A 23,309-nucleotide genomic window follows, 5' to 3' on the forward strand; every position below is an offset into this window, starting at 1 on the left:
GTTACTCGGGACGACCGCCATGTTTTTCGAGATATAAGAACCAGCAACTGTTCAGCAAACGAATTTGTCGTACATCCTTCCCGCTGAAGGCACGCTGCAACTGCCTGCGCATCCATTGTGGCATGAAGGTACCTCCTGGATTTATCGTCTACTGGCAAGTGTATGCACGGGACGAGAGGGAGGTACCTATTTTTTTACGTATAAGAATTTATAAGCGTAATGCTTATGAATTCTGGAGCGCATGGCGAAGTGCCTCAGCGTCCGCTTCTGGCATTCCTTCGGTCGCTCCTCCACGAGATGGCCTCGATAGACGTTTCCTTATGGGAAAACGAAATGTGACCGCAAACGGCTGAACAAAGCTTCTCTGACCGTTTGTTTATTCTTCTTCCTGCAAGTACTCCAGTTGTGCCTGCAGAGCACGAATTTCCGTCAAAAGAGAAATCACTGGATATTCGCTCTCCTGCAAGGAAGCGAAGCGTCTCTCCAAGCTAGATACATAATCCAAGCCGTCCTTGATCGCAAGCTCACTCTTCAAGAGCTCCAGCTCACCACATTCTGCGACGACCTCGGGCAGCTGTGGCCGATCTGCAATCGTGAGTTTGTCAATTTCCTTGTGCAGCCGCTTCATCAGGGCGACCAACTGGTACATATGCGATTCAGGCAACGAGACGAATTGCAGTCCGGTACCTTCCTGCAACAGCAAATAGCGCATAAGCTCCTCCACCAATCTACTTTTCTACCAAACAGTGTAGCCTATCTGTCTGGCACTTTTCAACCGGAACTGCTATCGTGAAAAGAAAGAGAGGAACGGAGGAGAAGAGATGACCGATCAGGAATTGCAGAAGCTGGTGGAAGACATATCGAGCGAGTTTTTTTCCGTACCCTTTCGTCACGTGGCTCGCTTTAACAGCAGGCTGCGCACGACAGGAGGGCGCTATTTGCTGCGCTCCCATGACATCGAGGTGAATCCGAAGCATTTGCAGGAGCATGGGATGGAAGAGCTTGTTGCCATCATCAAGCACGAGCTATGTCACTATCACCTGCATTTGGCGAAGCGGGGCTATCGCCATGCTGATCGTGATTTTCAGGTGCTGCTGAAACAGGTAGGAGGCAGTCGATACTGTCAGCAGGTAGGAGAGGGGCGCACCAGGCTCCCCTATCGCTATGAGCTTGTCTGCAAGGAATGCGGTATGAGCTACAAACGAAAGCGAAAAATGAATCCAACTCGTTACCGCTGTGGACGCTGCAGCGGCAAGCTGAAGCTGCGTGAGCTGAAGGAACCGGTGTCCTCCTGAAGGAGCTAGGGAACCTGGAGGGGGTGGTTTCCTTGCACGGCTTTGGACACCAGCGTTATAATGGACTGACTATGCCGTAAAGGAGCGTTTGAGGTGGCACACGATGAATTTTCCCTGATCCGGCAATGGACGAGACGTTCGGACGGACAGGAAGGAGACGGCTTGACTGTCGGAATCGGGGATGATGCCGCTGTTTATACACCAGCGCCTGACATGGAAGTCGTGGCTTGCTGTGATGCGATGGTCGAAACCGTTCATTTTCTGAAAGAGACGATGCATCCGAGCGACATCGGCTACAAAGCCGTGATCAGCAACATCAGTGACGTCGCTGCGATGGGGGGAGTCGCCCGTTATGCCTTGGTCAGTATCGCGGTTTCCCCCAGCTGGTCGGCGGAAATGACCAGCCAGATCTACGATGGTATCTACGAAGCCTGTGAATCGTATGGAGTGCGACTCATAGGGGGAGACACCGTATCTGCTCCGGACGCTCTCCATCTATCTGTCACTGTACTTGGCGAGGTGGAAAAGGGGCGAGCTCTTCGCCGTTCCCAGGCAAAGGCAGGCCAGCTGGTGTTTGTGACCGGGTATGTGGGCAGCTCGGCTGCTGGGCTTCATTTGCTTCTCGAGCAAAAGAAAACAGGAGCTTCATTTCCGTCACAGTATCAAGCGCTGGTAGACGCGCATCAGCGGCCGACAGCCCAAGTCGCCGCAGGAAGAATTTTGTTGGCATCAGGGGCGTGCGCGGCTTTGAATGACGTCAGCGATGGACTGGCCTCAGAGCTTTGGGAAATTGCTGAAGCCAGTGGCGTTGAGCTGTCCATCGATGCCAGCCAAATACCGATTAGACAGGAGCTCTCCTCCTATGCGGAGCAAATCGGATATGATCCGCTGGCATGGGTTTTTTACGGTGGAGAGGATTATCAGCTGGTAGGAACAGCCGAAGCTAGTCGTATCGATGTGCTGGCGGAGCAGTTTGCGGCAGCCGGGATTCCGTTTGCGATAATTGGCCGAGTAGAGTCGAGGGGGAACGGGACGGCTGTTTCGTGCACAAGAGCGGGCAGACAGATGCCCTTGCCCAAAGCGGGCTTTAACCATTTTGGGCGGCGTGAATAAAAAGGGGATGACAAGCATGGCGTACAAGTGGACGCTTTCGGGAGTCGAGGAAACGCACCGCTTCGCCGAGAGCCTCGCTACTCTCTTGCAGCCTGGCGATTTTTTGGCGCTGGAAGGAGATCTGGGAGCGGGGAAAACGACGTTCACTCAAGGACTGGGACGTGGTCTCGGCGTGAAGCAGGTAGTGAACAGTCCGACGTTTACGATCATAAAAGAGTATCAGGGGCGCTTGCCGTTTTATCATATGGATGTCTACCGGGTAGGCGATGATGTGGACTCGCTCGGGCTGGACGATTATTTTTTTGGCGAAGGAGTCTGCGTCGTCGAGTGGGCATCGCTGATTGAAGAAGTGCTCCCGGCAGACCGGTTGACGGTCTTTTTGCGTACCGAAGGAGAGGACGTTCGTCTGATTGAGCTGGTACCGCAGGGTGGGCGTTACGTGAATTTGTGTGAGGAGTTTGATTTTGATGCGCGTACTGGCGATTGACACGTCCAATCTGGTGTTGAGTGTAGCGATAGTCGATGAAGAACGGGTATTGGCCGAAATGACGACCAACCAGCAAAAGAACCATTCGATCCGGCTGATGGACTGTATCGCGGAGCTGATGGATGCGACGGGAACGACGCCTGAGCAGCTTAGTGGGCTGGGAGTCGCAAAAGGACCGGGCTCCTACACAGGGGTGCGGATCGGTGTCGCGACAGCCAAAAGCATGGCGTGGTCCCTGAACCTGCCAGCTGTTGGCGTATCGAGCCTGCAGGTAGTGGCGATGAATGCCGTAGGCTTCCCTGGACTGATCGTGCCTCTGTTCGATGCGCGCAGAGGCCAGGTTTACTCAGGGGCCTATCGGACGGAAGGGATGGAATCCGTCATTTTGCAGGAGAAAGAACAAATCATCCTGCTGCAGGACTGGCTGCCACTCTTGAGAGAGCAGGCCAAAGGCGACCCGATTCTATTTCTGGGCGAAGATGTTAGCCTGCATCGACAAGCCATTGCCGAAGGATTGCGAGAGCAAGCACGCTTTGCCACACCTGCTCACAACCATCCGCGTGCGGCCCACATCGGGTATTTGGCGTTGCGTCAGCTGCAGGACGGAGGAAACCCGCACGAGCTGGTGCCTGAATACCTTCAACTGGCGGAAGCAGAGGCAAAATGGCTGGCCCAAAAGCAGGAGGGTTCCGCAAAGGAGTAATCACAATGATTCCACCAAACGAACTGGAATACCGTTTTATGACGATGCAGGACGTGGGTGCTGTCGCAGAGCTGGAGCGGCTATCGTTTTCAACGCCTTGGCCGCACGACGCTTTTGTAAACGAACTCACGAAAAATCCCAATGCTCGCTACGTCGTAGTCGTTCATCAAAACCGGATCATCGCTTACTGCGGAATGTGGATCATCATCGATGAGGCGCATATTACCAACGTAGCGGTACACCCCTTGTATCGGGGAAAAAAGGTCGGGCTTGGCCTGATGATCAAAATGATGAACGTGGCGCGAATGTTTCACGCGAAGAGTATGACTTTGGAAGTGCGGCCATCCAATACGGTCGCACGCAGCATGTACACTAAGCTCGGCTTCAAAGAGCACGGCGTACGCAAACGTTACTATTCGGACAATAACGAAGACGCAATTATTATGTGGGTGACTTTGTAATGAACAAAACATATACGTCGCGCTACGAAATGCGCGTGCAGCAGGCTTATGAGACACACAAACAGTCGGGAGAGCCGACTTATATACTTGGGATCGAGACCAGCTGCGATGAAACCTCAGCCTCTGTCGTCCGCGACGGGAAAGAAGTGCTTTCCAACGTAATTGCCTCGCAAGCCGATATTCACAAGCGCTTCGGCGGAGTTGTTCCCGAGGTGGCTTCCCGCCGCCATGTGGAAAACATCACGTTGACCATCGAGGAAGCATTGGAGGTGGCCGGCAAGACTTTGGATGACATCCATGCCATTGCCGTGACGTACGGACCGGGACTGGTCGGTGCGCTTTTGGTAGGGGTGGCGGCAGCCAAAGCGATTTCGCTGGCTCGAGGAATCCCGCTGATCGGCGTCCACCATATTGCCGGGCATATCTATGCAAACCGACTGGTGGAGGAAATGAATTTCCCACTGATTGCGCTCGTCGTCTCGGGAGGACATACCGAGCTTGTCTGGATGAAGGAGCATGGCCATTTTGAGATCCTGGGAGAAACGCGTGACGACGCAGCTGGTGAGGCGTATGACAAGGTAGCGCGTGCCCTGCAGATGCCGTATCCAGGTGGTCCGCACATCGACCGTCTCGCGCATGAAGGGGTTCCCAATGTACCGCTGCCACGCTCTTGGCTGGAGCCAGGTTCCTACGATTTCAGCTTCAGTGGCTTGAAGTCAGCTGTACTCAACACCTTGCACAATGCCGCGCAGCGTGGAGAATCAATCGAGCCAGCTAATCTCGCGGCCAGCTTCCAGGATTCCGTCACAGAGGTGCTGGTAGAGAAAACGTTGCGTGCAGTACGTGAGCATGGTGCCAAGCAGGTGCTTTTGGCAGGTGGTGTTGCAGCGAATCGCGGTTTGCGGGAGCGTCTGCAGAACCGCTGTCAGACAGAAGGAATTCCTTTGGTGATCCCGCCGTTTACGCTTTGCACTGACAATGCCGCTATGATCGCCGCTGCTGGCTTCATCAAATATGAAAAAGGGCAGTTCGCTGCGCTCGATTTGAATGGAGTGCCTGGCTTGTCGCTGTCTGATCACTGATTTCTCAAAAACATCCCCGTTTCCAGTGCCATCTCTTGTGAGTGGCAGGAGCAGGGATGTTTTTTTACGTATTCTTAACATTATCCACATTGTATGAATAACTTTTTAGGTTGTTCCTCACCCCTCCTGTGAATAATGGTGATAACACGAAAAATGACCGGGAAAATCACCCTCAGCCTGTGGATTATTTTGTGGAATATGTGGATAAGAGTGGTACGGTTATCAACAGGAGGTCTTTGGTGAAGAAGAGCATCATCCTTGTCGCGTTGTCATTCCTGATTTTGTTTGGGAGTACAAATATCGGAAATACAGGATTGGCAAAGGAAATGCCGCAGGTGATCGTACTGTTTGCCGAAGGGATGTCCTTTGCCGATCTGGACGAGCTTGCGAAATATCCCCATGTGGATAAGTGGATCAAGCAGGCAAGCTCGGGTGCACTCACCATCCGCACCCCTGGAGCGAGGAATACGCCAAACGGCTATTTGCTGATGGGCAGTGGAGCTCAGGCGTTATACAGTGAGCGAAGCGGCACGGCCTACCATCCGTGGGAGGCTGTTTCTGCCCATGAAACAGCTGGGGAACGGGCACAAGAGCTAGGCGGCTTGGATGCAGTGCAAAAGCTGGCGCGCTCTGCGATTGTGTTTCCCGGTATTTTCCGGCTGAATGCGGATAATCAAGACAAGCCGTATACCCCTCAGATTGGGACGCTTGGCAAGACGCTGGCAGCCTATCAAATCCCGATAGCTGTCTACGGCAACGGCGACTATGACGACGTGCGCCAGCGGCACAGTGTATTGTTTGCCATGGATGAGCAGGGCAGAGTTCCTGTGGGAGATTTGTCAGCGAATACGTTGATCGAGTGGCCAGGCTCACCCTACGGTGTACAGACCAACTACGCGTATTTGCGTAAAAAGGTGCGCGAAGACCAAAGCTCAGGTCTCATTACCCTGCAGCTCTCGGATTTATCCCGGCTCTATCAGCTTGCCGATGAAATGGAGCCTGCCCAGTTTCAGCGGCAATATCAGCAGGTTCTGTCCGGGCTGGGAGCCTTTCTGGGAGCGTTGTTAGAAGAGAGAAGAGAGAATCAGAAGATCATTCTTCTATCTCCAGCAGTAAATGCGAGGGCAGCAAAAGACAAAGCGCTGCTGCCTCCGATTCTGGTGTGGGAGAAGAAGGCAGGGGGCCAGCTCACCTCCGCGACTACCAGACAATCCGGGCTGATTAGTGGCTTGGACATTTTGCCGACCATTTTAGCGTGGCTGGATGTTCCCGTACCAAAAGGAGTAGCCGGTCACCCCATTCGCGTAGACAACCAGACGAACAACGCAGAGCTGGGACAGCAAATCGGGCAGGTTCATCATACGTACGCTACCCGCCCGGCGGTTTTGTACTCGTATGTCATGCTGCAAATCATCACGCTGGCATGCGCGGCGATCCTGTGGATGGCGGGCAAACGTGGACACGTCCGAGTAGGCTTGGAGCGCTTGCGCCGGGGAGTGCGCCTGTCACTTCTGGCGATGCTTTGCTTCCCTTGCCTGCTGCTATTGGAAGGGCTGCTGCCGTGGCAGGCTTCTGGACCAGTGGTACTCGGCGTTTTGATCGTCATCGCGCTCCTGGCGGCATTTGGGCTGGAGCAGCGCTCTTTGGCGCAAACGACGATGATCGTCTGTGGAGTAACGGTTGCCTCTCTGTTGATCGACGGCTGGACCGGAGCTACCTTGATGCGGCAATCCTATCTGGGATATGACCCGGTTATCGGTGCGCGGTTTTATGGATTGGGCAACGAGTTCGAGGGAGTTTTGATCGGCAGTGCCATCATGCTCGTGGCAGCCGTTTACCAGCTTGCCAGAGAGGGGGCGCGCCCTTATATCGCTGCTTTTGTCTTTGCAACCGTGCTCTACTATATGGTCGCTCCCGGTCTTGGGACAGATGCAGGAGGATTTCTCGCAGGACTGGTTGGGTTTTTCGTGGCGTTGTTCCGCTTGCAGGGGTGGGCTATCGGAAAAAAAGGCCTCCTGCTTTTGACAGGGGGCCTAGTGGTGGGCATCGCTGCATTGATTGTCGGTAGTCTTGTCACGGATCAGCCGTTAACCCATATCGGACGGGTATCGCAGCAGATCGTAACCGGTCAGTGGGAGGAAGTAGGGCGGATGCTGGAGCGCAAGATCGCGATGAATGTAAGATTGATTCGCATCTCGATCTGGAGCAAGGTTTTCGTTGTCTCCCTCATCGTCCTCGGGCTTCTGGCCCTGTGGAACGACCGCTTCCTGCGACATCTCGCTGTAGACACCCCGTTTTTGGTCAAAGGCTTTTCCGGAGTCATTGCGGGTTCCCTGGCAGGGCTAGTGCTCAATGACTCCGGGATCGTAACGGCAGCGACCTGCATCATCTTTCTCGTCGTGCCGGCCCTTTATGCAGCTTTAGGGGAGCAAAAGGATGAGCATGCCAGACCGGAGTGGGAGCGCCTCTAGCTCTATCTATTCTTCAGATAGAGAGCTCCATTCATCGTACAGCTGCTCCAGCTCTTCGCGTGCGGCCTGGATCTGATCGTTGCGTTCCTTGGCCAGCACATGATCGCTGTAAATTTCCGGGAGACAGAGCTCTTCCTCCCATTTGACGATATCGGCTTCCCGTTTTTGAATCGTTGCCTCGATTTCCTCCAGACGACGCATGCGCTGACGCTCGCGTCGTTTTGCTTCTTTATCCAGCTCGTAGGAGGTCTTTTCAGGCTGGACGAGGACGCCTTGCTTTTTGGTTGGCTGCGCGGCGAGCTCAGCGGCCAGCTCAGCCAGCTCCTGCTTTTTCTCCACATAGTAATCGTAGTTGCCCAGATAGTTCGATACGCCATCTGGTGACAGCTCCAGGACGCGGCTGGCTATCTTGTTCAGGAAGTAGCGGTCATGGGAAACGAACAAAATGGTGCCCGGATAATCGTACAGGGCATTTTCCAGCACTTCCTTGCTGTAGATGTCCAAGTGGTTGGTAGGCTCGTCGAAGATCAGGAAATTGGCCTCTTTGAGCATCAGCTTGGCGAGGGACACACGGGCGCGTTCTCCACCGGACAGGTCGGAAACGCGTTTTTGCACATCGTCTCCGCTGAACAGGAAGTTGCCGAGCAGCGTCCGTACGTCCTTTTCCAGCATCTGCGGGTACTCGTCCCAGATTTCTCCCAAAACGGTGTTGCTGAGATTCAGATTGCGATGCTCCTGATCGTAATAGCCGATCGTGACGTTGCTGCCGAACTGCACATCGCCCTTGAGAGCGTTCAGCTGCCCGACGATGGTCTTGAGCAGAGTTGACTTGCCGATCCCGTTCGGACCTACTAGGGCGACACGCTCTTCCCGTTCGATTTCAAACGTCAGTCCGCGAGAGAGGACAGCATCCGGGTAGCCGATAGCGACATTGCTGGCCTTCATGACGATGTTTCCACTCATTTTGGAGACGTCAAAAGAGAAGTGGACCGACTTGTTGTGCATGATCGGCTTGTCCAAACGATCTATTTTCTCCAGCGTTTTGCGTCGGCTCTGCGCGCGTTTGGTCGTCGTCGCACGTGCGATGTTGCGGGCGATGAAATCCTCCAGCTTGGCGATTTCCTCCTGCTGCTTCTCAAAGCGTTTCAGTTCCTGCTCCAGACGGGCTGCCTTTTGATCGAGAAAACGGCTGTAGTTGCCGACGTAGCGAGTGGCGCGATGCCGTTCGATTTCATAGACGATCGTCACCAGTTTATCCAGGAAGTAGCGGTCATGGGAGACGACCAGGATGGCGCCCTGATAGTTTTGCAAATACGTCTCCAGCCACGTGAGCGTCTCGATATCCAAATAGTTGGTCGGCTCGTCCAAAAGGAGGATCGTCGGAGATTGCAGCAGCAGCTTGGCGAGAGCCAGACGTGTCTTTTGACCGCCGCTCAGTGTGCGAATGGGGGTCTGGTAATCCATGTCTGCAAAACGCAAGCCGTGCAGAACGCCGCGAATGGAACCTTCGTAGCTGTAACCGCCCTTTTCCTTGAACGCCTCAGAGCGATGGGAGTAGTTCTCCAAAATCTGTTGGTAGCGCTTGTCATCTGCAAGGATAGCTGGATCTCCCATTTTCGCTTCGAGCTGGCGCAGTTCTTTCTCTTCCTGCTGCAGATGGGTAAAGACGCTCATCATTTCATCCCAGATGGTGCGCTCCGATTCCAGCCCGCCATTTTGCGCCAGGTAACCGAGTGAAACCTCTTTTGGTATGCGAATCGTCCCGCTGTCATAGCTCAGCTCACCAGCGAGAATCTTCATCAAAGTCGACTTTCCGGCACCGTTCACACCGACGAGCCCGACTCTTTCTCCCGTTTGTATTTGCAAGGAGATGTCCTGTAAAATGGTCTCGATGCCGTAGGTTTTTTCTATATGTTCAGCTTGCAGCAAAATCATCTGTTTCACCTCTTTATATACTAATGTCAGTGTAGCCTAGAGAGTGTGTCAGGGACAAGCCTTGGGGCATGTTACCTGCGTGAGGGGAGAGGGGTAGACGTGGATCTGGATCTAAAAGCGGTCAAGCAGCAGCTGCGAAGTCGGATCATGGAGGAGCGCAAGGCCATACCAGACAAACGGCGAAGCGCATTATCGGCCCAGGCCTGCAGCTATTTGGAGCAGCTTGAAGAATTGAAGAATGCACGTGCGATCATGGCGTTTCATCCGTTTGGAGCGGAGCTGGATATCCTCCCGTTTGTCGAACAAGCGAGAGCGAGAGGGCAGGAAGTTTGGCTGCCGCTGACGCTTACCGCCGAAAAACGGCTCGTACCTTATCGATATAGTGGACCGGAAATGCTGAAGCAAGGCGTATACGGAATTTGGGAGCCTGACCCAACGCGTGCAGAAAAAGCGGAGCTGAGCATGCTCGATGCGGTGCTCGTCCCGGGGGTTGCTTTTGACTTGCGCGGGGGAAGAATGGGGTATGGGGGAGGCTTCTACGACAGATTTCTCGCAGCTTTGCCGCGGCGTCCTTTTTTAGTAGGAGTAGCGTTTTCCATGCAAGTCGTCGATGAGGTGCCGCGGGAGCCACATGACATTGGTTTGGATGGACTGGTCACGGAAAGTGGCTTCTTCCAATCGTGAATCTTTTGTGTCAGGAGCTTTCTTTTCAGAGGGTACTATCTACAGCAAGACCAAAAAAGTGTACAATACAATCGAATGATAAAACGGAGGAATGAGCTGTGGGCAAATGGAAGGTAGGCGTTATTTCGGCAAGCGATTCCATCGCCAAGGGAAGTCGTGAGGATGATCGCATCCCAATTATTCGTCAATTAACAACAGAGTGGTTGCATGTAGATGTAGCTGTTTATCGAACTGTCTCTGATGATATGGAAGATCTCAAGGAAAACATGATTGAGCTGGTGGATCGGGAAAAATGTGATCTACTGATTGTTACGGGCGGGACGGGACTCAGCCCGCGAGATGTCACGCCTGAGGTAACGGCTTGGGTCATGGACAGACCGGTTCCTGGATTGGCAGAAGAAATGCGTCGTGCCGGTTTGCAGCAGTCTCGCCGCGCCATGCTTACGAGAGCCGTAGCAGGAACGCGGGGCAATACGCTCATTATTAACCTCCCGGGCAACCCGACTGGTGTGGAAATCTGTTTCAATGCCATTGGCGATATGCTGGCTGATGCTTTGAACATCCTGCAGGGAACGGGAGAGGCGAACGAAGATTGGGGCGGTTTAGGATGGTAGACAAGCCTAACTTGAAGGAAGTGCCAGTGCGCGAAGCCATTGGCATGATGCTCCCTCACGATATGACGCAGATTTTGCCAGGGGAGTTTAAAGGACGCCTATTTAAAAAAGGTCATGTTGTTACGGAAGCGGACATCGAGCCTTTGCTCTCGATCGGGAAAGAGCATATTTACGTACTGGAAATGCCAGAGGGCTATATTCACGAGGAAGAGGCTGGCTTGCGAATCGCGAAAGCCGTGTCCGGCGAAGGTCTTACCTTGACGCAGCCGTATGAGGGCAAGGTTTCCATGAAAGCGTCTCGTACAGGTCTGGCTAAAATCAACGAGGAAGCTGTCCACGCGCTCAATGCGTTGGAAGGCATCGCATTTTCTACCATTTACGGAGATCAGGTCGTGCATCCAGGACATACGCTGGCTGCGACGCGCATTATCCCGCTGATCATGGAAGAGTCGCGGATCATCGAGCTGGAAGAGCTGGCGAAACAATTCAGTGAGCCGATCATTCAGGTAAAGCTGTTTCAGGAGAAGCGCATCGGTTTGGTCACTACGGGTGGAGAGGTTTTCTCCGGACGGATTGCGGACAAGTTTGGACCTGCCATTCGGAACAAGGTAGAGGCTCTTGGCTCAGAAATCGTCGAGCAGCGCTTTGCTCCCGATGATAAAGAGTTGATTGAAAAAGAAATTAAAGCTTTTCTGGATCAAGGCGTCGACATGATTCTGGTTACGGGCGGAATGTCCGTTGATCCAGATGACCGCACTCCTGGGGCCATTGCAGGTGTAGGGGCAGAAGTGGTACGCTATGGAACGCCGATGCTGCCAGGCTCGATGCTGATGGTCGCATACAAAGGGGATACTCCGATTTTGGGTTTGCCTGGTGCTGTCATGCATGAGAAGGTCACTTCCTTTGATGTATTCTTGCCGCGCATTTTGGCAGGCGAGCGAATTGCAGCTTCCGATATGACACGCTTGGGTTACGGTGGTTTACTTAAAGGCTAGATGGTTAGACTGGAAATGAACAGGAAAAAGGAGTGAAAGAGCATGAGTACAATTGGGATTCCTGGACTGATTTTGATTTTGATTTTGGCACTTGTATTATTCGGACCGAAAAAACTCCCGGAATTGGGACGTGCCGTCGGTCATACTCTTAAAGAATTTAAAAACGCGACCAAAAGCTTGACGAGCGACGACGATGAAGAAGAGGAAAAGGAAAAGCGCAAGCAGCAGACCAAAGAGGCACCTGTTGCTGCTGCTGTCGTCACGGAGAAAGATGCGTTTGATCGCGAAAAGCTCGAGCGTGAAATTCGCGAACGTTTAGAGCGTGAGCGCATCGAAAAGGAAATTCGCGAAAAGATGGAGCAGGAACGCTCCCAGATGGAAAAGGAACAACAAAAGGCTTAATTGGGCAAGGTGGTAGCCATGAAGGATCAGGAAATGACAGTGGTTGAGCACCTGACAGAACTGCGTAAGCGCATTATGTGGGTGTTGGCCGTATTTATTGTCGCTTTGATTGCCGGCTTCTTTTTGGCTGGTCCTCTCATTGAATATTTAAAGCAAGAACCCATTGCGGATGGCGTGCCGATCATTTCCTTGCACCCGTCCGATGCGCTTCGTGTGTACATGCAGTTTGCCTTTCTGATCGGGATTGTCGCTGCATTGCCGGTGGCGCTCTATCATTTATGGCGTTTTGTTTCACCCGGATTGAACGTGAAAGAAAAGAGAGGCTCTCTCTATTTCATCCCGGCGGCGTGCTTTTTGTTTATCGTAGGGATTCTGTTTGGCTACTACGTGGTCTTCCCGATGATCATGCAGTTCATGACCAACATGACAGCGACGATCGGGGCGGATCCCAATTACGGGATTGCCGAGTATTTCGGGTTTATGTTCAACATGGTGATTCCGTTCGGTGTGCTCTTCCAGCTGCCGATCATCGTAATGTTCCTCACCCGGATTCGGATCTTGAATCCCATGAGGCTCGCCAAAATGCGCCGTTTCGCCTATTTCGGCCTGGCTGTCGTAGGGATTGCCTTGACTCCGCCTGAAATTGTGAGCGACATTTTGGTCACCATCCCGCTGCTGCTGCTATATGAGTTGAGCATTTGGCTGTCGCGAGTGGTCTATCGCAAGCAGCTGCAGGAAGAGGCAGAGTGGGAAAGCGAGTACAGCTACGAGACGGAAGGTACCGTTCGCTAGAAGAAAATGCATGTCAGTAGAAAGACTCCTGTTTTTGGACAGGAGTCTTTTTTGCGTGAACGAAAGCGATAGATTCTGACTAATCTTGTTCATTAATGTCAGATCAAGTAAAATAAAATAGGAAAATAATGCTACATCCGGAGGGGATTATGAAACGAAGATTGCTTGCAGCCTTCATCTGCCTAACTTTTTTCCTGTCCCTAACTGTAGGCATGCATGGTGCAGTAGAGGCGGCTGATCAGGTACTGCTTCCGGCTTATGTGAAAGGTAACGATAAATGGGGATATGTGAACCTTTCCGGGAAAATAGCCGTCCCTGCTGCGTTTACCCGGGCCTATCCTTTCGTTGGGCCATATGCTCGAGTGGAGCTGGGAAACGAGGTAGGCTACATTGATCGGTCCGGCAAGCTGCTGTTCACAAAGAAAGTGGATAGCGCGTATGATTTTACTGATGGGCTTGCTGTGGTAAGTGTAGGCAAACGGGATCAAAAAGGAGAATATATCCCGTACTCCGGGAAGTATGGATATATCAATTCAAAGGGACAGTATGTGGTTCCCCCGCAGTACATGAGCGCTGAGTCTTTTCGCAATGGGGTTGGGAAGGTCACTTTGTTTAATGGGACCTGCGGATATATCAATAAAACCGGAAGCTACCTGATCGCACCAGCTAAACAACAGTGCTTTGGGATGTATGAGAAATTGATCGTCACGTACAAAGAGGGAACGTATTTTTATTACGATACATCAGGGAATCTGTTGTACCAATATCCGTATCATTTTAATCGTGACCTCAGTAAAGACGCGAAGCCAAAGCTGCAGGCTGTGAGGGTCAAAAAGAAATATGGCTTTGCTGATTCTGCTGGACGTCTAATCATTCCTCCGCAGTGGGATTTTGCTGGTGCTGAGAGAGGAACCTGGGGCGACGGACTGATTCCCGTACGTAACACAGGCAAGCCATACGGTTATATCAATGAACAGGGGAAGTATGTCCTGGAGCCAGTTTATTCAATGGCACGAACGTTTAGCGGGGGGATGGCTCCTGTCAAGCATGTGGAACATGAAAAGGACTACTGGCGATATATCGATCGGGATGGAAACGATGTGCTGCCTCCAAAGTATCTGGATGCCTACCCATTTGTCGGAGATATAGCTATCGTTCGTGAAAAAGTAGGGAAAGAAGGGACGGTGTATTTCCTGTTCGGCTTGATCAACCGAAAAGGGGAGTATGTTGTAGAACCCCAGTTCGAATACCTCGATTATGTGGAAAGTGGCTACTATCAGTTCTATACGACAGGCACGTACAACCACGCATTTAGCGGTATCAAGAGAGCGGGCTATCTGGACAGCAATGGAAGGATCCTGTTCGAAGGTCCGTATACAGAGGTTAGCCGTGAAATCGTAGACCATTTGGGCAAGATTATCGATCAGACTTCTGAGACCGTATGGGTGAATGGAAAGCAGGAAACCCGTTACGGCATAAGGGAAGGGATTGTGGATCTACGCAGTGGAAAAATTATCGTTCCCCCTATTTACAATAGCATTCAGCTAGATGCCGAAAATAAGGTCATCTCGAGCTATGATCGGGATGAGAAGGGTATCGATTATTATCGTTTTGACGGGCAAGTCATCTATAAGCCGTAGTTTTTCAGGTCTCAGAGAATCAAACTGTCATGAACGAAAAACACTGTCTTGCTGATTTGTTCAGCAAAGGCAGTGTTTTTTGTTGATACTTGTTCGATTGAGGAAAGAATCTCGTCAGGCATCTTGCAACCGAGTCCGTGTCTTCCTTGGGAAAGAAACGCGGCCAGAAAGGTATCTTATTTTGAGAGAAGTGGGTAACACTAATAAGGTTATGATAGGGGGTGCTCACATTCATGTGGCTGATACTAAGTTTGGCGCTGTTTTTTTCTCCAGCTGTAGCGACGACAGCAGAACAGGTCGAGATATTTGACTCGGACCAGCAAAAGGTAGTAGCGACCTTCGACAATACGGACGCCCTGCAGGCAGAAGCACAGCAGCTTTTAAAGAGTGTAAGTGGACGTGTTCTGGAATTGAATCCATCCCTCGACCACGTGCTGATCGTGAAGATCCCGCTGACGCCTCCCAAAAAGCTGGTTGTTCCTTCCGCCGGGATCCATTTCGATATCGCAGAAATGTTTGTGATCATGCCCAAGCAGGGTAGCAGGCCGCCATGGCTGATCTTGCACACGAAGCAGTATGAGACAGTTGTTGTTGAGTTCTCCGGCAGTGTCAAAAAGCTGAGGGAGCAGGTCCATTTGCCGTAAGTGTCCCCAATCTGTTCGTTCTTATTGGGCAGGAGTCAGGAATGTTTGCGTATAGTAATCGGTGATGACGCCGACTCCCAGCTGGGTGAAGCCCTTTTCCAGCACGTTTTTCCGGTGACCGGGACTGTTCATCCAGCTTTCGTGGGCTTCGATGGCGTCAGGATAGCCTGCGGCGATATTTTCGCCAGCCATCCGATACGGGATACTTGCCTGTTTCAAACGTTCAAACGGGTCACTGCCTGTCGTAGCGGATACATGGTCAAAAAAGTCGTTGCTTTCCATATCGCGACTATGCCCTCTCGCCACCTCGGCAGCCTTTTCGTTCCATTGAAGGGGAGGCAGCTGGGCACGAGACCGCGCGACATTGACCAGGTCGAGAATCTGCCTTTCATAGGCGAGGTTGACCAGCTCTCGTTCTTGTACGCTCAGCGCTGGTGGATCAAAATCTGGAGCCTTTCCCTGATACGTCCATCTCGTTTCATAAAAACCTCCACGCAGGAGCATTTGAGTATCGATCAACCGCAACGCTGTCACCTTATCATTGTTTTGCTTGTCCAGATAGTAGATCGATGCCGTTCCATTCTCCATGACGAGCGGTCGCTGCTGTTTCTGGTTGGTGATTTGAACATTTGCGCCCATATAGGAAAAAGAGACGACGTTCTGCAAAGGATGCTGGCGCTCCAGAGCTTGCAGGGCAAATCCTACGCCGATATCTCCCAGCTTTGCCTGCGGGGCGAGAGAGTACAGATCTACGACCTTCCCGTTTGTGCCGATGCCGACTTGTACATACTTGGAAGGATCGCTGTTGTAGATCCACCATTGGTAGCCGAGGCTGCTGGGCTCTTTGCGAGCGGGAGCTCCCAGCCGCTTCGTCACGTCTGCGGAAGACATGCCGAGTGTAAGACCAAAGAGGGAATTGGGCTGCTCGACTGGGGCCGTTGTCTTGGGCTGTGAAGTGGCAGCTGTGCTCGTATTTGCAGGCTTTGCGGCAGGAATGGCAGTGGGAGCTGGAGTCTCGAATGGTTGCTTTGCCAGTGCGGCGGGAGGTTGTCCTACCCAGGCAGAGTACGAGGAATCATCCCAGCCGACCGGTTTGTTCAACTGACTGCCGATTACAGATAAAGGCACGTAAAGGGTGCCTTTGTACTCCAATGTAGGGGGCAGATCTTGGGTTGACTCTGATTTTTTGCTGGAGATGACTTCGCGTCCATCCCAGTACAAGGTGGAAGGATAGAGGTTGACCCGGATGAGGGACGAGTGATCGGATGTGAAGAAACGGCTGATGCCCGCAATAGAGAGGACTGTCAGACCGATCAGCAGCCATTTTCGCATGTGCTTGCTTCCTCCTTTGATAGCTTGTCTGATTCTCTATCTGATTTATATGAATGGAATGGTTTAGTAGAACACATTTTGCTAGAGGAGAAATCTTAAGAGAGTTGAAAACGAATTGGGGGACAGATGGAAAAAAGTGAGGGAAACTACTTGCAAAGTAAGTAGTGATTCATTATTATAGGAATTGGGTGTTAGCACTCATATCACTCGAGTGCTAACAACGCAAAATTTGTTTACCTACAATTTTTGAGGAGGGTGTTTTTAGTGCTTAAGCCATTGGGTGACCGTGTGGTAATCGAAGCTATCTCCAAAGACGAAACGACTGCAAGCGGTATCGTTTTGCCTGATTCTGCAAAGGAAAAACCGCAAGAAGGCCGCGTAATCGCAGTTGGTTCTGGTCGCGTAGCTGACAACGGCGAGCGCATCGCGTTGGAAGTTAAAGACGGCGATAAAGTAATCTTCTCCAAATACGCTGGTACAGAAGTCAAGGTAGACAATAAAGAATACCTCGTGCTGCGCGAATCCGATATCCTGGCGATCATCGGTTAAGACATAGGAAATAGAACGAACTAACACTTAACAGGAGGTAGAGATTAGATGGCTAAACAAGTGAAGTTTTCTGAAGATGCACGCCGCTCGATGCTCCGCGGTGTGGAAACATTGGCAAATGCGGTAAAGGTAACCCTCGGTCCAAAAGGCCGTAACGTGGTGCTTGAGAAAAAATTCGGGTCTCCGCTCATCACGAATGACGGTGTAACGATTGCAAAAGAAATCGAACTGGAAGACGCTTATGAAAACATGGGTGCTCAACTGGTTAAAGAAGTAGCTACTAAAACCAACGACATCGCTGGTGACGGTACTACGACTGCAACAGTTCTGGCTGCTGCTATGATCCGTGAAGGTCTGAAAAACGTAACTGCAGGCGCTAACCCAATGGTTATCCGCCGCGGTATGGAAAAAGCTGTTCGTGCAGCTGTAGAAGAAATCAAATCCATCGCGAAGCCAGTTGAAAACAAATCTTCGATCGCTCAAGTAGCGGCTATTTCCGCTGACGATCAAGAAGTTGGAAACCTGATCGCAGAAGCAATGGAAAAAGTGGGTAAAGACGGCGTTATCACCGTTGAAGAATCCAAAGGCTTCGTAACTGAGCTGGAAGTAGTAGAAGGTATGCAGTTCGACCGCGGCTACGCTTCCCCTTACATGATCACTGACACTGACAAGATGGAAGCGGTTCTGAACAACCCTTACATCCTGATCACTGACAAAAAAATCTCCAACATCCAAGAAGTTCTGCCAGTACTGGAGCAAGTGGTACAAAGCGGCAAACCTCTCTTGATCATCGCAGAAGATGTTGAAGGCGAAGCGCTGGCTACTCTGGTAGTGAACAAACTGCGTGGTACCTTCACAGCTGTAGCGGTTAAAGCACCTGGCTTCGGCGATCGCCGCAAAGCTATGCTGCAAGACATCGCTGCTCTGACTGGCGGCGAAGTAATCACAGAAGAGCTGGGTCTGGACCTGAAATCCACGAAGCTGGAGCAATTGGGCCGCGCAGGTAAAATCGTGGTTACCAAAGAAAACACAACGGTTGTGGAAGGTGCTGGCGACAAAGCGAACATCGAAAGCCGCGTAGCTCAAATCCGTCAACAAATCGAAGACACCACTTCCGATTTCGATCGTGAAAAACTGCAAGAGCGTCTGGCTAAACTGGCTGGCGGTGTAGCAGTGATCAAAGTGGGTGCAGCTACTGAAACCGAATTGAAAGAGAAAAAGCTCCGCATCGAGGACGCTCTGAACTCTACTCGCGCTGCAGTAGAAGAAGGTATCGTTCCTGGTGGTGGTACTACTCTCATCAACGCAATCAAAGCGGTTGAAGGCGTTAAAGTGGAAGGCGAAGAGGCAGTTGGCGTACACATCGTACTCCGCTCCCTGGAAGAGCCAGTTCGTCAAATCGCTGCGAACGCAGGCCTCGAAGGCTCTGTAATCGTAGAGCGTCTGAAAAAAGAACCTGTAGGTGTCGGCTTCAACGCTGCTACTGAAGAATATGTAAACATGCTGGAAGCTGGTATCGTGGATGCTGCGAAAGTAACTCGCTCCGCACTGTCCAATGCTGCATCCGTAGCGGCTATGTTCCTGACTACTGAAGCAGTTATTGCTGACAAACCAGAAGAAAACAAAGCTCCTATGGGTATGCCTGATATGGGCGGCATGGGTGGCATGGGTATGATGTAAGACAAGAAAAGCGGCTCGCCGTTTTTCGCAATGAAGAGGCAGACAATCGTCTGTCTCTTTTTTTGTGGGTTGATTCCCTGGCTCGGTCAGACCAGAAAGGCTTATCTATTCCGTAGCAGCATGTTTTATTATTGGAAAATTGTAAATTTTTTTCGGGAAATTTGTTTCTGAAATTAGACTTTACATACTAAACATTACTACAAAGAGAGAAACACAGAAGAGATAGGCATCCATTATCTTTTATGGAGGAGATTTGGTGATGAGACGTGTAGGGGTTTGGCTGTTTTGTGCGATTCTGATGCTGGTGGTGAGTGCGTGTAGCAGCAGCTCGACTACGTCTACAACAGGTGAGCAAACGACCGGAGCAGCGCCATCACCAGCTGTTGAGCCGGCGAAAGGAGAGCCGGTCGAGCTGGTGATGTACAGCTGGCGACCAGAGGACAAGGATGCGTACACCAAGTTTATCGCGGAGTTTGAGAAGCAGCATACCAACATCAAAGTGAAATTCAAGCCGTTCAAATCAACGGAGTACAACACGATTTTAAGCAATTCTCTGACGGCAGGCACAGGAGTGGATATTGTTCAATTGCGCCCGTATTCTGGCACAACATCGATTGCCGATGCAGGATACCTTTTGCCGATTGACGATGTAAAAGGCGTACAGGAGATCCCGAAGGCTTATCTCGACGCAGCTCGTGGCAGCGACCAGAAGGTGTATGGAGTACCGCTTTCTATCAACTCGGCAGTGATTTTCTACAACAAAAAAGTATTCGAGGACAATGGGCTGCAGCCTCCGCAAACATGGGATGAGCTGATTCACGTCTCACAAGCCCTGCAAGCAAAAGGAATCGTTCCCATTGCCCAGGCGGGAAAAGCCGCATACCTTTTGTCGATTGCCCATAGTGTCATTGGAACAAGCTCCTACGGCGGCAATGAGTACGTGGATAAGCTGCTCACGGGTGAAGTGAATTTCAACGATCCGGCCTTCAAGGAGTCCATCCAGCACATGCAAGAGCTGGCACCGTTTTTCCCGCCTGATTTTATCGGTATTGATGACAAGGATGCCCAAGCGCTCTTTTACACCGGAAAGGCAGCTATGTACATCAACGGCAGCTATCGCCTAGAAACGTTTGAAAAGCAAAGCCCGGACCTTCCGATCGATATTCTCCCTGGCCTCGCCAAAGAAAAGGGTGGGGACACGCCGATGATCAACTGGGTAGACGGCTCCTACGGTATCGCAAAAGCAACCAAGCACCCGGAAGAGGCGAAAATCTTCATGGAATTTCTCGCCTCCAAAGAGTTCGGTCAGATGTTCAGTGATGATTTGAGCCGCCTGAGTGCTATCGCCGGCGTGACACCGAAGCATCCTTTGGTACAAAAAATGACGCAGCTCAGTGAAAGGAGTATGGCTCCCTATCTGATGCTCGTTCACTTCGGGGAGGGCACGCCCACGACCAAGACGACCTTTGAAGACTCTTTGCAAGGAATGTATATCGGCAAGCTTACGGTGAATAAGGTAGCGGAGGATACCCAAGCTTCTGCTGACAAATGGTTCAAACCGAAAAAATAGCCACACGTCGAGTAAAAAAGAGAGGTACAGCCGGGACGGGGCGCTTGGCTGTACCTGTTTTTGGAGGAGGGGGCACATGAGTATGCCTGTGACGGACAAAACGGCAGCCGCCAAAAAAGAGTCTGCCAAAGTACGGAGAGGAAACTGGAAAAAGCACTTGGTCCATTTGTTTTTGCTGCCGGCACTGCTCTTCTATATATGGTTTCAGATCTACCCCATCTTTTCAGCCTTTTTAAACAGCTTTTTTGCCTGGGACGGGCTGAAGCGGGGAGCATTTATTGGCCTTGAGAACTTCGTGCGACTGTTTACGGAATCGCCGTTTCAGGAGACCTTTTTTCGAGGACTCGCTCATAACGTCATTTTCTTCATCGGTATCGTCCTGACCAAGCTCGTAGTGGCTTTTGTGCTGGCGCTCTTCATCAACAGCAAGATCCGCGGGAAAGAGTTTTTCAAGATGGTGATCTTCATGCCAAAGCTGCTGTCTGTGATCGTGGTCGGGTTTCTGTTTAGTCTGATCCTGAATCCCACCTACGGAGCGTTAAATACCTTTCTCAAGTTCATCGGCTTGGAAGAGCTGGCGCGTCCTTGGCTGGGGAGCCCGGATACGGCGCTCTACACGATTATTTTGGTCAACAGCTGGTACGGATTGGGGTTTGCGGTTTTGATCTTCCTCGCAGGCTTGCAGGCAATCCCTTCGGAAATCTACGATGCAGCCAAAATTGATGGTGCGTCGGGTTTAACCATGCTGTGGCGGATGACCGTTCCTTTGGCTATGCCATCCATTATGGTGATGACGATCCTGAGCTTCATTGGGGCATTTGAGACGTTTGAACTCATTTTCGCGATGCAAGGCTCTCAGGCAGGACCCTACTATTCAACAGATGTCCTGGCGACCTACTTTTATCGTCTCGCCTTTGGGTCTGTTGCGGGAGGGGAATCCATCGGGCTCGGATCAGCGTTGGCAGTCGTGCTTTTTCTGATGATTTCGAGTGCGACGGCAATCCTGCTCTTTTTCTTCCGTCGCAAGGAATACGAACAATAGAAGGGAGGACTTAAACGTGACAGTAAGACTTGGCCAGTACGCGAAGTATGCGATTTTGCTGCTCTTTGCCTTTTTGGCGCTCTACCCAATATTTTTGATGATTGTCTCTTCATTCAAAAGCAATATGGAGATTCTCACTTCACCTCTGGGGCTTCCGCATTCGCTTTCTTTAGAAAATTACACAGAAGTATGGGGCCGGGTAAACTTCGGGACGTATGTATGGAACAGTATGTATGTCAGCGGCTTATCTGTGTTTTTCATATTGTTCATCTCCTCGCTTGCTGCCTTTTATCTTTCTCGCTATTCGTTCCGATGGAATCCGTACGTCCTGTTCTTCTTTATGCTGGGGCTGATGCTTCCGATGAAGCTGGCCATTCTACCGCTATACATGATTATGCTGCAGCTGCATTTGCTGGATACGCTGACGTCGCTGGTCATTTTGTATGTGGCAGGAGGAATTCCTTTTGGCGTGTTTGTCTTCTACGGGTTCTTCAAGACCCTCCCGACGGAGCTGGATCAATCCGCGAGACTGGATGGCTGCAACGGCTTTCAGGTGTACTATAAGATTATCCTGCCATTGATGAAGCCGGCGTTGGCCACGGTGGGGATCGTCCATCTGATCGGGGTGTGGAACGACTTTTTTTATCCACTGATCTTTTTGAAAAGCGAGGAATTAAGCACGATACCGTTAGGGGTTCTCGCGTTGTTCGGTGAGTATGATACGGAGTGGAATCTGCTGTTTGCAAGCCTAACGATTTCTTCTTTACCAATGATTATCGCTTTTTTGTTTGCATCCAAACAGTTTATTGAAGGACTGACCTCGGGGGCGATCAAATGAACGAGAAACGCTGGATTACGTTTGATTTGGACGGTACACTCATGCAAAATCCATTTGGAGCATGGGTTTTTCCGGAGATTGCAGAAGCGGTCTCCGGCAGGCTGGGCAGGCATCATGATGTGGTTGCGGAAATGGTTGCAGAGCATGAGGCACGCATGGGATCGGGACGCTACGTGGAGGCGTATGATTGGGATGATATTCTGCGGGGGAGGTTCCGTGAGCTGGGACTCTCTGATCCGTTTGAGATTGAGGGACTAGTCCGGAAGCATTCGGTATACCCCAAAGTCAGATTGCTGGAGGGTGGGATACAGGAAGCTTTGACGAAATTGTGTGATCGCGGGTATTCTTTAGCCGCAGTGACAAATGGATTTTATAAATTTCAGGCGCCGGTTATGGAGGCGTTGGGCATTCTAGATTTGTTCGAGGAAGTGGTTACACCAGAGCGGGCAGGCGCCGGAAAGCCAGACCCAGCTATTTTAAGGCAGCTGGATGGTCGCATCGTGGCTCATGTGGGTGACCGATTAGACCACGATGTGCAATTGGCCAATCGCAGCAGGATCGCTGGGTTATTGATTGATCGGAATCTTCCTGAAGAATTGAAGGCCATAAGCCCTGATAGGAGAGTGCAGGTTCCCAGAGGGATTCGTCTCCTACTGAATAAAGGGAAGAGAGAGGACAAAAAGGCCTCGTGGAACGTACTGCCGAATGAGCTTTTGCCAGCAGCAATGATTCATTCCGTGCATGAAATTCAAGGCATTGTGGATGCCATGTAAAGAAAGTTAAAATTCATCGTGATTTCTGCTTGCGTTTTTGTTTTCAACTTGATAAGATAAGTCTTGTCGCTTTTGAGGGTAATTTTAAAGAGAATGAAAAAAAGTTGAACTTCTAAAAATAACCCTTGATTTTTGAGACAAGACCTGATATAGTTTAAAAGGTCGGCGCCACGAGCGCTAACAACGGAAATGCTCTTTGAAAACTGA

At 51.2% G+C, this 23,309-nt stretch carries 24 protein-coding genes; 20 read left to right on the forward strand and 4 right to left on the reverse strand.

The genetic code is table 11. From position 1 onward, the window contains the following. Position 1: 1 nt before the first annotated feature. Together cmpA and EDM55_RS09010 are read right to left on the reverse strand one after the other, a co-directional pair. Entirely contained in the window at positions 2-124 is a 123-nt protein-coding gene (gene cmpA / locus EDM55_RS09005) for a cortex morphogenetic protein CmpA (protein ID WP_092270978.1), read from the reverse strand. Positions 125-376: 252 nt separating this feature from the next. Further along, the gene (locus EDM55_RS09010) at positions 377-712 is read right to left on the reverse strand and encodes a hydrolase/acyltransferase (RefSeq protein ID WP_122925734.1); all 336 of its coding nucleotides are present in this window, start codon (positions 710-712) and stop codon (positions 377-379) included. A 109-nt stretch (positions 713-821) separates the two neighbouring features. On the opposite strand from EDM55_RS09010, the gene EDM55_RS09015 reads away from it, so the two are divergent. From EDM55_RS09015 to EDM55_RS09045, 7 genes are all read left to right on the forward strand, one after another. Then, on the forward strand, positions 822-1,295 hold the full coding sequence (locus EDM55_RS09015) for a SprT family protein (protein WP_122960128.1): 474 nt from the start codon (positions 822-824) through the stop codon (positions 1,293-1,295). Positions 1,296-1,388: 93 nt separating this feature from the next. After that, the gene (thiL, locus tag EDM55_RS09020; RefSeq protein WP_122960129.1) at positions 1,389-2,408 is read left to right on the forward strand and encodes a thiamine-phosphate kinase; all 1,020 of its coding nucleotides are present in this window, start codon (positions 1,389-1,391) and stop codon (positions 2,406-2,408) included. 16 nt (positions 2,409-2,424) lie between these two features. After that, the gene (tsaE, locus tag EDM55_RS09025; RefSeq protein WP_122925737.1) at positions 2,425-2,895 is read left to right on the forward strand and encodes a tRNA (adenosine(37)-N6)-threonylcarbamoyltransferase complex ATPase subunit type 1 TsaE; all 471 of its coding nucleotides are present in this window, start codon (positions 2,425-2,427) and stop codon (positions 2,893-2,895) included. Continuing rightward, positions 2,876-3,598 carry a tRNA (adenosine(37)-N6)-threonylcarbamoyltransferase complex dimerization subunit type 1 TsaB gene (tsaB, locus tag EDM55_RS09030; RefSeq protein WP_122960130.1) on the forward strand — a complete coding sequence of 241 codons (723 nt, stop codon included), beginning with the start codon at positions 2,876-2,878 and terminating at the stop codon, positions 3,596-3,598. Before tsaE ends, tsaB begins: the two co-directional genes overlap by 20 nt. 5 nt (positions 3,599-3,603) lie before the next feature. Continuing rightward, complete coding sequence (rimI, locus tag EDM55_RS09035) at positions 3,604-4,059, forward strand: ribosomal protein S18-alanine N-acetyltransferase (RefSeq protein WP_092271000.1); 456 nt, start codon at positions 3,604-3,606, stop codon at positions 4,057-4,059. Then, the gene (gene tsaD / locus EDM55_RS09040; RefSeq protein ID WP_092271003.1) at positions 4,059-5,141 is read left to right on the forward strand and encodes a tRNA (adenosine(37)-N6)-threonylcarbamoyltransferase complex transferase subunit TsaD; all 1,083 of its coding nucleotides are present in this window, start codon (positions 4,059-4,061) and stop codon (positions 5,139-5,141) included. The genes rimI and tsaD overlap by 1 nt, the downstream gene beginning before the upstream one ends. 239 nt (positions 5,142-5,380) lie before the next feature. Next, positions 5,381-7,612: a hypothetical protein gene (locus EDM55_RS09045; protein ID WP_122960131.1), complete on the forward strand. Its 2,232-nt coding sequence runs from the start codon at positions 5,381-5,383 to the stop codon at positions 7,610-7,612. Between the two features lie 6 nt (positions 7,613-7,618). Here EDM55_RS09045 and EDM55_RS09050 read toward each other — a convergent pair whose 3' ends face one another. Next, positions 7,619-9,547, reverse strand: a complete 1,929-nt coding sequence (locus tag EDM55_RS09050) for an ABC-F family ATP-binding cassette domain-containing protein (RefSeq protein WP_092271011.1) — start codon at positions 9,545-9,547, stop codon at positions 7,619-7,621. Positions 9,548-9,646: 99 nt separating this feature from the next. On the opposite strand from EDM55_RS09050, the gene EDM55_RS09055 reads away from it, so the two are divergent. From EDM55_RS09055 to EDM55_RS09085, 7 genes are all read left to right on the forward strand, one after another. Continuing rightward, positions 9,647-10,231 (forward strand): 5-formyltetrahydrofolate cyclo-ligase, encoded by a 585-nt coding sequence (locus EDM55_RS09055; RefSeq protein ID WP_246071146.1) that lies wholly within the window; start codon positions 9,647-9,649, stop codon positions 10,229-10,231. 98 nt (positions 10,232-10,329) lie between these two features. Further along, complete coding sequence (locus EDM55_RS09060; RefSeq protein ID WP_092271014.1) at positions 10,330-10,845, forward strand: MogA/MoaB family molybdenum cofactor biosynthesis protein; 516 nt, start codon at positions 10,330-10,332, stop codon at positions 10,843-10,845. Then, entirely contained in the window at positions 10,839-11,840 is a 1,002-nt protein-coding gene (locus EDM55_RS09065; protein ID WP_122960132.1) for a molybdopterin-binding protein, read from the forward strand. Before EDM55_RS09060 ends, EDM55_RS09065 begins: the two co-directional genes overlap by 7 nt. A gap of 42 nt (positions 11,841-11,882) precedes the next feature. Then, positions 11,883-12,242 (forward strand): twin-arginine translocase TatA/TatE family subunit, encoded by a 360-nt coding sequence (tatA, locus tag EDM55_RS31290; RefSeq protein ID WP_122960133.1) that lies wholly within the window; start codon positions 11,883-11,885, stop codon positions 12,240-12,242. 18 nt (positions 12,243-12,260) lie between these two features. Further along, on the forward strand, positions 12,261-13,034 hold the full coding sequence (gene tatC, locus EDM55_RS09075) for a twin-arginine translocase subunit TatC (RefSeq protein ID WP_092271024.1): 774 nt from the start codon (positions 12,261-12,263) through the stop codon (positions 13,032-13,034). A 149-nt stretch (positions 13,035-13,183) separates the two neighbouring features. Continuing rightward, complete coding sequence (locus EDM55_RS09080; protein WP_170184528.1) at positions 13,184-14,674, forward strand: WG repeat-containing protein; 1,491 nt, start codon at positions 13,184-13,186, stop codon at positions 14,672-14,674. 233 nt (positions 14,675-14,907) lie between these two features. Then, the gene (locus tag EDM55_RS09085; RefSeq protein ID WP_092271031.1) at positions 14,908-15,318 is read left to right on the forward strand and encodes a hypothetical protein; all 411 of its coding nucleotides are present in this window, start codon (positions 14,908-14,910) and stop codon (positions 15,316-15,318) included. 21 nt (positions 15,319-15,339) lie between these two features. On the opposite strand, the gene EDM55_RS09090 is transcribed toward EDM55_RS09085, so the two are convergent. Continuing rightward, positions 15,340-16,650 (reverse strand): CAP-associated domain-containing protein, encoded by a 1,311-nt coding sequence (locus EDM55_RS09090; protein ID WP_092271034.1) that lies wholly within the window; start codon positions 16,648-16,650, stop codon positions 15,340-15,342. Positions 16,651-16,914: 264 nt separating this feature from the next. Here EDM55_RS09090 and groES point away from each other — a divergent pair, with 264 nt between their 5' ends. The 6 genes from groES (at position 16,915) to EDM55_RS09120 (ending at position 23,102) form a co-directional block, all read left to right on the forward strand. Further along, positions 16,915-17,199: a co-chaperone GroES gene (gene groES, locus EDM55_RS09095; RefSeq protein ID WP_049742269.1), complete on the forward strand. Its 285-nt coding sequence runs from the start codon at positions 16,915-16,917 to the stop codon at positions 17,197-17,199. 48 nt (positions 17,200-17,247) lie between these two features. Beyond that, positions 17,248-18,879, forward strand: a complete 1,632-nt coding sequence (gene groL, locus EDM55_RS09100; protein ID WP_092271037.1) for a chaperonin GroEL — start codon at positions 17,248-17,250, stop codon at positions 18,877-18,879. Positions 18,880-19,138: 259 nt separating this feature from the next. Then, positions 19,139-20,449, forward strand: a complete 1,311-nt coding sequence (locus tag EDM55_RS09105) for an ABC transporter substrate-binding protein (protein ID WP_122960135.1) — start codon at positions 19,139-19,141, stop codon at positions 20,447-20,449. Between the two features lie 82 nt (positions 20,450-20,531). Then, a complete protein-coding gene (locus EDM55_RS09110) occupies positions 20,532-21,491 on the forward strand; it encodes a carbohydrate ABC transporter permease (RefSeq protein ID WP_092271070.1) in 960 nt (319 codons plus the stop codon). 16 nt (positions 21,492-21,507) lie between these two features. Then, positions 21,508-22,329, forward strand: a complete 822-nt coding sequence (locus EDM55_RS09115) for a carbohydrate ABC transporter permease (protein ID WP_246071145.1) — start codon at positions 21,508-21,510, stop codon at positions 22,327-22,329. After that, positions 22,326-23,102 carry an HAD family hydrolase gene (locus EDM55_RS09120; RefSeq protein ID WP_092271043.1) on the forward strand — a complete coding sequence of 259 codons (777 nt, stop codon included), beginning with the start codon at positions 22,326-22,328 and terminating at the stop codon, positions 23,100-23,102. Before EDM55_RS09115 ends, EDM55_RS09120 begins: the two co-directional genes overlap by 4 nt. Positions 23,103-23,309: the final 207 nt, after the last annotated feature.

The sequence above is a fragment of the Brevibacillus centrosporus genome, from assembly GCF_003710815.1.
Lineage (GTDB): Bacteria > Bacillota > Bacilli > Brevibacillales > Brevibacillaceae > Brevibacillus > Brevibacillus centrosporus.